This window comes from Cedecea sp. AS113 (genome assembly GCF_037152415.1).
GTDB lineage: Bacteria > Pseudomonadota > Gammaproteobacteria > Enterobacterales > Enterobacteriaceae > Cedecea.
This window is the reverse complement of sequence record NZ_JBBCMI010000002.1, coordinates 115,474-124,849: the sequence shown is the minus strand read 5'-3', so window position 1 is coordinate 124,849 and position 9,376 is coordinate 115,474. Positions and strand designations below refer to the sequence as shown.

Annotated in this window: 14 protein-coding genes; 6 read left to right on the top strand and 8 right to left on the bottom strand. The window is 55.3% G+C overall.

Translation table 11 applies throughout. The features are described 5' to 3' along the window. Positions 1-117: 117 nt before the first annotated feature. Entirely contained in the window at positions 118-477 is a 360-nt protein-coding gene (locus WFN87_RS02750; RefSeq protein ID WP_008459111.1) for an RcnB family protein, read from the top strand. Between the two features lie 45 nt (positions 478-522). Here WFN87_RS02750 and WFN87_RS02745 read toward each other — a convergent pair whose 3' ends face one another. Beyond that, positions 523-780: a MafI family immunity protein gene (locus WFN87_RS02745; protein ID WP_008459113.1), complete on the bottom strand. Its 258-nt coding sequence runs from the start codon at positions 778-780 to the stop codon at positions 523-525. A 148-nt stretch (positions 781-928) separates the two neighbouring features. After that, on the bottom strand, positions 929-1,831 hold the full coding sequence (locus tag WFN87_RS02740; protein WP_336981057.1) for an alpha/beta hydrolase: 903 nt from the start codon (positions 1,829-1,831) through the stop codon (positions 929-931). 270 nt (positions 1,832-2,101) lie between these two features. Between WFN87_RS02740 and ydfZ the strand changes: the two genes are divergently transcribed. Next, positions 2,102-2,305 carry a putative selenium delivery protein YdfZ gene (ydfZ, locus tag WFN87_RS02735; RefSeq protein WP_039296773.1) on the top strand — a complete coding sequence of 68 codons (204 nt, stop codon included), beginning with the start codon at positions 2,102-2,104 and terminating at the stop codon, positions 2,303-2,305. 39 nt (positions 2,306-2,344) lie between these two features. Here the strand turns inward: ydfZ and WFN87_RS02730 are convergent, their stop codons facing one another. Continuing rightward, positions 2,345-2,635 carry a hypothetical protein gene (locus WFN87_RS02730; RefSeq protein WP_008459118.1) on the bottom strand — a complete coding sequence of 97 codons (291 nt, stop codon included), beginning with the start codon at positions 2,633-2,635 and terminating at the stop codon, positions 2,345-2,347. Between the two features lie 66 nt (positions 2,636-2,701). Here WFN87_RS02730 and tam point away from each other — a divergent pair, with 66 nt between their 5' ends. Further along, the gene (gene tam, locus WFN87_RS02725; protein WP_166992673.1) at positions 2,702-3,460 is read left to right on the top strand and encodes a trans-aconitate 2-methyltransferase; all 759 of its coding nucleotides are present in this window, start codon (positions 2,702-2,704) and stop codon (positions 3,458-3,460) included. Here the strand turns inward: tam and WFN87_RS02720 are convergent. From WFN87_RS02720 to WFN87_RS02710, 3 genes are all read right to left on the bottom strand, one after another. Next, positions 3,457-4,386 (bottom strand): AraC family transcriptional regulator, encoded by a 930-nt coding sequence (locus tag WFN87_RS02720; protein ID WP_336981054.1) that lies wholly within the window; start codon positions 4,384-4,386, stop codon positions 3,457-3,459. The two genes, tam and WFN87_RS02720, sit on opposite strands and share 4 nt — an antisense overlap. Position 4,387: 1 nt before the next feature. After that, a complete protein-coding gene (locus WFN87_RS02715) occupies positions 4,388-5,806 on the bottom strand; it encodes an aldehyde dehydrogenase family protein (RefSeq protein WP_336981052.1) in 1,419 nt (472 codons plus the stop codon). 102 nt (positions 5,807-5,908) lie between these two features. After that, positions 5,909-6,364, bottom strand: coding sequence for a multidrug/biocide efflux PACE transporter (locus WFN87_RS02710; protein WP_166864233.1), 456 nt, complete (start codon positions 6,362-6,364; stop codon positions 5,909-5,911). A gap of 88 nt (positions 6,365-6,452) precedes the next feature. Here WFN87_RS02710 and WFN87_RS02705 point away from each other — a divergent pair, with 88 nt between their 5' ends. After that, complete coding sequence (locus tag WFN87_RS02705) at positions 6,453-7,316, top strand: LysR family transcriptional regulator (protein WP_336981050.1); 864 nt, start codon at positions 6,453-6,455, stop codon at positions 7,314-7,316. A gap of 79 nt (positions 7,317-7,395) precedes the next feature. Next, positions 7,396-8,019 (top strand): LysE family translocator, encoded by a 624-nt coding sequence (locus tag WFN87_RS02700; RefSeq protein ID WP_008459129.1) that lies wholly within the window; start codon positions 7,396-7,398, stop codon positions 8,017-8,019. Positions 8,020-8,062: 43 nt separating this feature from the next. Here WFN87_RS02700 and WFN87_RS02695 read toward each other — a convergent pair whose 3' ends face one another. After that, positions 8,063-8,251 carry a YdiH family protein gene (locus tag WFN87_RS02695; RefSeq protein ID WP_008459131.1) on the bottom strand — a complete coding sequence of 63 codons (189 nt, stop codon included), beginning with the start codon at positions 8,249-8,251 and terminating at the stop codon, positions 8,063-8,065. A 117-nt stretch (positions 8,252-8,368) separates the two neighbouring features. Here WFN87_RS02695 and WFN87_RS02690 point away from each other — a divergent pair, with 117 nt between their 5' ends. Then, entirely contained in the window at positions 8,369-8,758 is a 390-nt protein-coding gene (locus WFN87_RS02690; RefSeq protein WP_008459134.1) for an acyl-CoA thioesterase, read from the top strand. Between the two features lie 32 nt (positions 8,759-8,790). Here WFN87_RS02690 and WFN87_RS02685 read toward each other — a convergent pair whose 3' ends face one another. Then, positions 8,791-9,342: an AAA family ATPase gene (locus WFN87_RS02685; protein WP_336981047.1), complete on the bottom strand. Its 552-nt coding sequence runs from the start codon at positions 9,340-9,342 to the stop codon at positions 8,791-8,793. Positions 9,343-9,376: the final 34 nt, after the last annotated feature.

Sequence of the window (9,376 nt, the reverse complement as noted above, 5' to 3'; positions counted from 1 at the left end):
ATTGCGGTGGAGGATTTGCTAACAAAAAAATACAGCGCGTAATGAGTAAATCGGCACAATTTGTTGTCTTCCTATACGGAATCAACAAAAGCAGACTGGATTCACTCTGGAGAATTTATGCGCAAGTCAACAAAAGTAGCGGTATTAACAGCGGTATGGCTCGCGGGCGCGCTGCCCTCTCTGGCCTTTGCCTATTCAGGTGATAAGCAGCTAAAGGCGACGGCACCGGGCACGTCGGCACAGTCCTATGAACTGAAAGAATTCTCCTCAGATTTCAAAATGTACAAGATCGGCGACATTGCGCCCGACATCTACCGGACCGAACCCTATAACATCAAAAGCTGGCAGCTTCGCCATCTCCCTGCGCCACAGGCTGGTAGCCACTGGACCTACATGGGCGGCAATTATGTCTTAATTACCGACGCCGAAGGAAAGATCCTTCAGGCAATGGCTGGCGATATATTTTATCAGCACTAAGGATAATCCAACCCTGAGGCTGGATATCCTTAACAGCGAAAGGGTTTAATTTAATAAATTTCTCAGGGGATCGATTTCAGTATATTGATTGTCGATCTCCAGTAACCCCGCAATATCCAGTACCTGCCTGTACTCATCAGGGCTAATACGCACCTGATAATTTGCGATATGTCCACACAGCGTTTCAAAAGCCAGTACATTTTCTGAGAAGTCGATATATTCCAGCGCGAAGTCAATGAGTGACGAATCGAGCCGGTTTTTAAGAGCCTCACCAAAGGTTTTGATTTTTTCGTTGATATCCATATTGACCACGTAAAGTTAATTGTTATTTGCGTGCCATCATTGGGAATGGGAAACGGCATCCTGCCGAAATACATCCCTATGGATATCGGATTGCGGGGAAATTTCTTGAGGGGCGTGCGTAATACTTATTTCAGATAACGATCCGACACTAACTTTTCGCCAACCATTTCGCGTAATGATCGGGCCATTTCACGGTCGGTGTGCCAGGTTTGCCCATGCCGAAACCGTGGCCGCCGCTGCTGTAGCGGTGCATTTCTACCGGCACATGCTGCTGCTCACAGGCCGCGGCCATAATTAACGTATTCTGCGGGTCGGAAATTGGGTCGTCTTCGGCCTGGACCAGGAAAAACGGCGGCGAATGCGGGGTGACATAATTCTGCACGGACCAGGCGGCGTTCTCGGCTGATGAAGCATCTTTGCCGACCAGAATTTTATGCGTAGAGGTGTGCTCATAAGGTTTTTCCAGCGTAATGACCGGATAAATTAACGCCGCCCGATCGGCAAAGGCGGGTTTCTCGTCTAAACGATCCTGCTTTGGATACGAGCGGTAATCGGGTCGCGTGGCGGCCAGGCCAAGCAGATGCCCACCGGCGGAAAAGCCCAGCACGCTGACGTTATGTTCACGATCGCGCACGATTCTTAACGCGCGCTGCGCGTCCTGCAAGGCAACCAGATTGCCATCAGTCCATCCTTCCGACGGCAAACGGTAGCTCAGCACATACGCGGTATATCCCCGCGCCACCAGCCATTCCGCCGCGGGCCAGGCTTCTGACCCCATTTCAATGCGCTTATAGCCCCCGCCCGCCGCCACCAGCACGGCCTGGCCATTAGGTGATTCGGGTTCAATCACGGTCAGAATCGGGAGCGCAATATTGCTCTGCGCCCCGCGCGCCGACGTCTGAATACTCCCTGTCGGCCCACCACCGCCCGGTGGCGTGCCTTTCCACAGCGGAATAGCCGAACGCTTCACGCCTGATGCAGCAAACGAGATGCCCGCTTTAGCCGCGAGCAATCCGGCGGTAACACAGGTAATAAAATGGCGACGATCCATAGTAAACTCCTGACAATACAGGTTAATCACTATGCCAAAAGAGTGTGTCTGAAGTCATATTCTAAACCAGCAATACGTAACCAGCCGTTTCGCTTGAGTTAATTATGGAGAAAAACCGCCTGGTGGAAATCATTCTGTCCACTTTACTCATCGCAAAATAACAACCAATTCATCATACAATTTGATTTTGATTAATGAATCCTGCCGCGTATCGGCCTTAAATAGGCTCCGGTTAAACTGTTTCATTCGTTAAGAGGAGTGCTCAACATGATGATGACCTGGGACCGCAACAGGAATGCCATTACCACCGGCAGCCGCGTTTTGATTAACGGCACAGGCAAAACCGGGCTGATTAAAGCCATTCACGGTGAAGGTAAAAATGCCGAGCAAATTCGCCGCAGCAAATGCGTGGAAGTGGAAGGTTGTGAAGGGCAATTTGAACCGACGGAATTATTCCGCCTGGGCTTACACTGATAGCTAAAAGTTACCCGGCCTGCCGCCGGGTAACGGATGCTATTTACGCAGTGCCCTGACCTGCGAAAAACCGTGCTCAAACACGCTGTCAGCGGCACAGATGATCACGATAACGTCGCCACCGGATGCTTCCTCCAGCAAACGCGCCAGCTCGGCGTCCAGCTCCCGGTTCATTTTCGGCATCGCCAGGTGCATTTCCCCCGGATAATCCTCATCCTCGTCAGGCGGCATGTCTTCGATGCGGCTGCCCTTCACCACATAAATCAGCAGATCATTGTCGTTATGGGTGAGCTCTAGTCTCAAATATTTGCCAACCGGATGTTTAGCCATGCGTTACCTTCAATAGCGTATAAAATAATTTGTCGGCAATGTTAGCAAAGCAACGAGGATAAAACGATGCAGGACTGGAACCCCACGCTCTATTTGCAGTTTGAAGCTGAACGTACCCGCCCGGCCGCTGAGTTGGTTGCCCGAATTAACCACCCTGGCGCAAACACCTTTACCGATTTGGGCTGCGGCCCCGGCAACTCCACGGCGCTGCTGCGTAATCTGGCGCCAGAAGCTTCGATTACCGGGCTGGATAACTCTCCCGCGATGCTCGCCAAAGCCGGTGCCGCACTGCCAGACTGCCGCTTTGAAGAGGCGGATATCGCCACCTGGCAGCCCGCCGTGAAACAGGATGTGATTTTCGCCAACGCTTCGCTGCAGTGGATAGCCAACCATAAGCAGGTCTTCCCACACCTGGCGGCACAGCTGGCAGACGGCGGCGTGCTGGCGGTGCAAATGCCCGATAACTGGCAGGAGCCCACGCATACATTAATGCGCCAGGTTGCCGACGAACTGGGGATCTCGCGCTCGAGCCGCGAAGCCTTGCTAACGGCTCAGGAATATTACGATCTGCTGGCCGAAAGCGGCTGCACGGTGGATATCTGGCGCACGACGTATTTCCACGTTATGCCGTCCGCCCGCGCCATCATTGAATGGTTAAGCTCGACCGGCCTGCGCCCTTACCTGCACGGGCTGGACGCCATTCAGCAGGAGGCGTTTCTTGAGCGCTATCACCAGTTGCTGCAGCGCGCCTACCGCAAACAGCATGACGGCAACGTGCTGATGCCGTTCCCCCGCCTGTTTATTGTGGCGCGGAAAACGGCCTAGAATGAAGTGCCCTGTTGACGCAGGGCATCAATGTCCTGCAGCGGCGACGCGCCAAATGCCCGGCGATACTCCCGGTTAAACTGGGAGGGGGAATCATAGCCCACCTTCCAGGCGACGCTGGCCACATCGCCTTCGCAGCTCAATAAACGCCGGCGGGCCTCCAGCAGGCGAAGCTGTTTTTGGTACTGCAGTGGGCTCATGATCGTCAGAGCTTTGAAGCGGTGATGCAGGCTGGAAGCGCTCATGCCGACGCGCTTCGCAAGCTCATCAATGACCAGCGGTTCGGCATAATTCTGTTTGATCCAGTTAATGGCTTCCCCCACGCCTTTGCCCTGCGCCCAGCCCAGCGCCTGTTTCCAGAATGAAGCCCCGGCGGGAGCAATGACCAGCCGGTAGAGAATTTCTTGTTTGATGAGCGGCGCGAGGGCATGCAGATGCTGCGGGCTGTCCAGCAGCGTGACCAGACGCAGAAAAGCGCCCTGGAGTTCTTCTTCCGCGGCGGCAACCCAGGCCCCGGTTTTCTCCCCGTTGCCGTCCGGCAGCACCACGTTCATGTTCATGATCAGGTCGGCAATTTCTTTCCCGTCGAGATCGATGCGCACGCCGTAGTAAGGCTCGGCTTCGCTGGCGCGGGTCACCTGCCCGGACACCGGCATATCCACGGCGGCCAGCGAATAGCTGCCGGGGCCGTATTCCGTGACGTTGTCACCGATGAGCATTTTTTTGCTGCCCTGCAGCACCATGCACATTGACGGAGAAAGCATCCCGCGATTGAGCAGCGTCGGCTGTTCGATGCGAATAAAGCTGAGCCACGGCAGCGCGCAGCTCAGCTCTTTCACCCCGCCGCCGCCCGCCGGGTAACGACGGGCTACGCGCTGGTGCAGTTCTTCAATAATGCGGCCCGAAGGCCGCTCAGTTGGTTGCATATTACTGCCCCATGATGGCTTTGGGTTCAAGATACGCTTCCAGCCCGTAAGTGCCAAATTCACGGCCAAGCCCGGACTGTTTAAAACCGCCGAACGGCGCGAGCGGCTCGTCATAAACCCCGTTGACGAACACGCGCCCCGCGATAAGCTGCCGGGCAACGGCCGCCGTGCGCACAGTATCTTTCCCGCTCACGTAGGCCTGCAGGCCATAAACCGTATCGTTGGCGATCTGCACTGCTTCGGCGTCATCGCGGTAGGTAATCACCGACAGTACCGGGCCAAAAATTTCCTGCTGGGCGATGGTCATGTCGTTACGCACGTTCACAAACACCGTCGGTTTCACAAAGTAACCACTTGTCAGCCCTTCGGGACGCCCTTCTCCGCCGCAAAGCAGCTCCGCCCCTTCGGCAATCCCGCTGCGAATATACTCCTGCACGCGCTGGTACTGGCGGGCGGTCACGGCGGCCCCGATATTCGTTTTCGGATCCCGCGGGTTGCCTGGTACCAGAATAGCCAGATGTTTGAGAATTTGCGCTTTGATCTCGGCCAGTCTGCTTTCCGGCACCAGCAGGCGAGTCCCTGCGATACAGGCCTGGCCGCTGTTCCAGCTCATCACCTGCAACGCCAAAGGAATGGCGGTGTCGAGGTCGGCATCGTCCAGCAGCACGTTGGCAGATTTGCCGCCCAGCTCGAGCGTGACGCGCTTCATGGTTGCCGCCCCGTCGCGAGCAATCGTTTTGCCCACCGCCGTTGAGCCAGTGAACGAGATTTTAGCCACGTCCGGGTGGCGCGTGATTTCCGCACCAACCACATTGCCCAGGCCGGTGACGATATTAATCACGCCGTCGGGCAGCCCGGCGGCATGCAGGCATTCCGTGATGATCGCCGTTTGACGGGCGCTGAGCTCGCTGGGCTTGATAACCGCTGTGCTGCCGGAGGCAATCACCATCGACAGTTTGCCAGCGATAAAGCCGTAGTTAGCGTTCCAGGGGGTAATGAGCCCCACCACGCCCAGCGGCTCCATGACCACTTTCGCCATCCCCGCCTGAGATTCAAAAGAGTAGTCTTTCAGCAGATCGATTGCCTGGAGGAAGCTGTTGTACGAGCGAGCCACGGTGCTTTGGGCAAAAGCTATCGGGCAGCCGTATTCATCCACCATAGTTTCCACCAGCTCGTCTTCACGCGCTTTCACGGCGTCGTGCAGCAGCTGCAGCCAAATCATTCTTTGTTCGCGGCTGGAAAGGCGCATTTGCGGAAATGCGGCTTTTGCCGCAGCAATGGCGAGGCGGGTGTCTTCTTCGTCTGCCAGGCGAACCTGAGCGACAGGTTGTTCGCTGACGGGATGAATTAAGGTCAGCACCTCAGTGCCGTGGGGCGTGACGTGCTGACCGTTAATATAGAGGGTGTCGATGGTTTTCATTTATTGCGCTCCAGGGGGTTGTGTCTGACGACTTAAAGTGTCGTCGAACGCGGCCGTTTTCCTGTAGCGCAATCCTGTTTGATGCTTGCACAATCCTGCAAATCAGGACTGCTTTTTCATCTCTCTGCTGGCCACGTTCTGAAAGCGTTTGGCGCGCAGCCAGTCGTAGCACCAGTTATAAGCCACGGTGTACGGCAGGAAGAACAGGAAGAAACCAATCTCTACCATCAGCGCCTGCAGCAGCGTGACATTCAGCATCCAGGCGGCAAGCGGCAGGCCAATCAGGATAAAGCCCCCTTCGAAGCCCAGCGCGTGCGCAACGCGCAAGCCCATACCACGCTTGAGTGACGGCGGGTAAAATTTATCAAACCCGGCGTTGTAAATAATGTTCCAGACCATCGCGACGGTGGACAGCATGATAGCCAGCGCACCCATCTGGAAAAGCGGTTTGTTCATTAGCCAGGCGGCGGTTGGCGCACAGATACCGATGGCGATAGCCTCGAAGCCGACGGCATGCACAATGCGCTCAGACAGGCTTCTGTTGTTTTGCGATTTCATTTTGATGACTCCTTTTTCACAAGGTCGCCATTATCATCGCAATTATTGATATAATATAGCTAACAGCCATCGATAAAAGCGATAGTTTATGCGTTACTCCCCGGAATCACTGGAAGCCTTTTTACAGGCCGTTGAAACGGGTTCTTTTTCCGCCGCCGCACGCAAGCTGAAAAAGAGCCAGTCCACCATCAGCAGCGCTATTGCCAACCTGGAAGTTGACCTCGGCGTGACGCTGTTCGATCGCCACGCCAGGCAGCCCACGCTTACCCCGCACGGGCAGCGCGTTTTGCCCTATGTACAGGCTATTTTTGCCGCCAGCGAGCGGCTGGATGAAGTTTCCGTCAGGCTGGCGGACAACGTCGAGCCGCGCCTGACGTTTGTGCTTTCCGACATGTGGCAAACCGCCCACCACGAATCCATCCTGCAGCAGTTTTCCGAGCGTTACCCGGACATCGAATTTGAATGCATTATTGCTGAGGATGAAGACGTGATTGATAGTCTGCAGATTGGCCGCGCCCACGTCGGCGTCCTGCGGGTTCAGGAGAGTTACCCGCCGGATATCACCGTCGCCCGCCTTCAGGTCGGCGCAGAAATGACCATTTTTATTCATCGCGATCACCCGCTGGCGAAGCAGACAGAGGTGCGGATGGATGAGCTACATACCGTGCGGCAACTGGTGCTTAAAACCTTTGTGCGCCCCGGTAAGGTCGCCGCACGCGGCCCTATCTGGTCGTCCCCATCTTTACTGCTGCTGCTTGAGATGGCGGAACAGGGTTTTGGCTGGGGAATATTGCCGAGCTGGCTGGTTAACCAGTTTGGGCACGGCGTGCTTAAGCCGCTGAAGGTGGAAGGCTGGCCGCAAAATCTTGAGGTGGATGTCGCCTGGTCGAACAAAACGCCGCCCGGCCCAGCTGGCCGCTGGTTGATCGACCGGCTACGCGAGCGGCGGTAATAACTCGGCACACACTTGCGGTTGTCACCCGCACGGCTTTCAGGTTAAAAAACGTTATTCCACCAACAGGATCCCGTAAATGAGCGTTATCACTCCCCTTTTTGCTATTACCGCCACCATCGCGCTGGGCGCCATGAGCCCCGGCCCAAGCTTTGTTTATGTCGCTCAAAATGCCGTAGCGCGTTCACGCGCGCATGGGCTGGTGACCGCGCTGGGAACCGGCGTCGGGGCGGCGGCATTTTCGCTGATGGCGCTGCTGGGTTTACAGGCTTTTCTGCTGGCGGTGCCGGTGGCCTATACCGGGATCAAGATAGCCGGCGGGCTTTATCTGCTGTGGCTGGCTTATAAGATAATCAAACACTCTCGCGAGCCGCTGCACGTGGGCGCCGTGGGAAAAAGCGATAAAAGCATGATAGCCACCTTCCGTGACGGGCTGTTCACCCAGTTGAGCAACCCGAAAACCGCCGTCGTGTTTGCCAGTATTTTTACCGCGCTGCTGCCGCGCGAGATCCCGGCATTCTACTACGTCGTGCTGCCGGTGCTGTGCTTTGTGATTGATGCGGGATGGTATTCGATTGTCACGCTGGTGCTCTCTTCCGAGAAACCGCGCAATGCCTACCTGCGTTTTAAAACTGTGATTGACCGCTTAGCGGGCGGCGTGATGGGGATTTTGGGGCTGAAGCTGATTTTCTTCTCACGCTAAAAAACAGAAAGCCACCGCAAGCGGTGGCTCAGACAGAGTGGGATCAGTGAATCCCCAACCGGTGCGCATGGAAAATCTCTTCACGCAGTTCGAGGTGGGTTAAACCCAGCAGATCGGCAAACTCCAGCTTGAGCTGCTGCAGGCGGATCAGGAATTGCGCGGGGGTTAACTGCTCTTGTTCACGACGAAGAAATTCAAACGCTAAGGTGGTTGGGGTTATCTCGGTGTCCATGGTAATCCTCTGTTGGGTTGTGAAATCAACAGTATTGTACCACCAACGCGCTGTTCAAAAAACAGCCAGAGCAGGATTTCTGGCGCTTAACTTTTATAACAACATCAGGACTGAAACATGTTTTCTAAGCATTATGAAGTGGATGAAAGCCATATTGATTTTCAGGGCGTAGTCGACGGCCTGTACTATCCTTTTTACATGGAGTGGACGCGCCACGCCTACATGCGCGAGGCGCTCGGTATTGATATCGAGGAAGAGTTCCGCCAGGGCAAACTCTATATGGTACTGGAATACTCCCTGCGCTTTCGTAAGAGCCTGCAGAAAGGCGACAACGTTGAGGTCACCTGCCAGCTTGAGCGCAACGAAAAACGCAACCGCGTGAACTTCGCGCAGCAGATCAAAGTTGATGGCGTGGTTTATGCCGAAGCGACGTTTGTCGCCACCTGCCTGGCCAATGGCCGCCCTTCCATGCCGGAAGCCGTACTGAACGCACTGGAACAGCTTTAAGATCGATTAGCGAAGGGCAACCGCGCTCTTCGCTAGCCTTCCTCCAGCGCCTGGAGGATGTAATCTGTTCTCCACTCCACGCTCCCCTCCGGCAACACGATTATCCGATACCCCAGTTTGCCGTAAGTGTCAGCCATGATTGCAGCCGTCTGCACCGCCTCTTCCCAGCTCTGCTTTCTTTCTGCATCCCCGGCATAAATAGCCTTCCAGGGCGGTGCCAGGAAAATATCAGAATGGTAGGGAAACCGTCTAACGGCTTCCAACAGATGATCGGGAATGGGCAACTGCATCAGGGTGAGATAACCCAGGATGTCCGGCACGCCGCGATCGTAAAAACAATAAGTCTGTTTTTCGTCTGCGCCATACCAGGAGCGCATTTCCCACCCAAGCATCTGCTCAGCAAATGCCGCAGGATCCTGCCAGGGTAAGGCGTGCCCGCCAATTTGCTGCTGGTGCTGAATAATGCTCCTCCCGGCCTCCGGCTGACAATCAAAACCCCGGCGTTTGAGCTCATTAATGAGGGTACTTTTCCCGGAACCTGGCCCGCCGGTAAGCACCACACGTTTCACCTGAATATTGTTCATAAACCTCCCAAACATTATTTTCTTTACTGATTTA

Coding starts and splice junctions, on each gene's coding strand:
- WFN87_RS02750 (WP_008459111.1), top strand. CDS start 118: ATGCGCAAGTCAACAAAAGTAGCGGTATTAACAGCGGTATGGCTCGCG.
- WFN87_RS02690 (WP_008459134.1), top strand. CDS start 8,369: ATGTTTTCTAAGCATTATGAAGTGGATGAAAGCCATATTGATTTTCAG.
- tam (WP_166992673.1), top strand. CDS start 2,702: ATGCAGGACTGGAACCCCACGCTCTATTTGCAGTTTGAAGCTGAACGT.
- WFN87_RS02695 (WP_008459131.1), bottom strand. CDS start 8,251: ATGGACACCGAGATAACCCCAACCACCTTAGCGTTTGAATTTCTTCGT.
- WFN87_RS02685 (WP_336981047.1), bottom strand. CDS start 9,342: ATGAACAATATTCAGGTGAAACGTGTGGTGCTTACCGGCGGGCCAGGT.
- WFN87_RS02730 (WP_008459118.1), bottom strand. CDS start 2,635: ATGGCTAAACATCCGGTTGGCAAATATTTGAGACTAGAGCTCACCCAT.
- WFN87_RS02700 (WP_008459129.1), top strand. CDS start 7,396: ATGAGCGTTATCACTCCCCTTTTTGCTATTACCGCCACCATCGCGCTG.
- WFN87_RS02740 (WP_336981057.1), bottom strand. CDS start 1,831: ATGGATCGTCGCCATTTTATTACCTGTGTTACCGCCGGATTGCTCGCG.
- WFN87_RS02720 (WP_336981054.1), bottom strand. CDS start 4,386: ATGCAACCAACTGAGCGGCCTTCGGGCCGCATTATTGAAGAACTGCAC.
- WFN87_RS02710 (WP_166864233.1), bottom strand. CDS start 6,364: ATGAAATCGCAAAACAACAGAAGCCTGTCTGAGCGCATTGTGCATGCC.
- WFN87_RS02715 (WP_336981052.1), bottom strand. CDS start 5,806: ATGAAAACCATCGACACCCTCTATATTAACGGTCAGCACGTCACGCCC.
- WFN87_RS02705 (WP_336981050.1), top strand. CDS start 6,453: ATGCGTTACTCCCCGGAATCACTGGAAGCCTTTTTACAGGCCGTTGAA.
- WFN87_RS02745 (WP_008459113.1), bottom strand. CDS start 780: ATGGATATCAACGAAAAAATCAAAACCTTTGGTGAGGCTCTTAAAAAC.
- ydfZ (WP_039296773.1), top strand. CDS start 2,102: ATGATGACCTGGGACCGCAACAGGAATGCCATTACCACCGGCAGCCGC.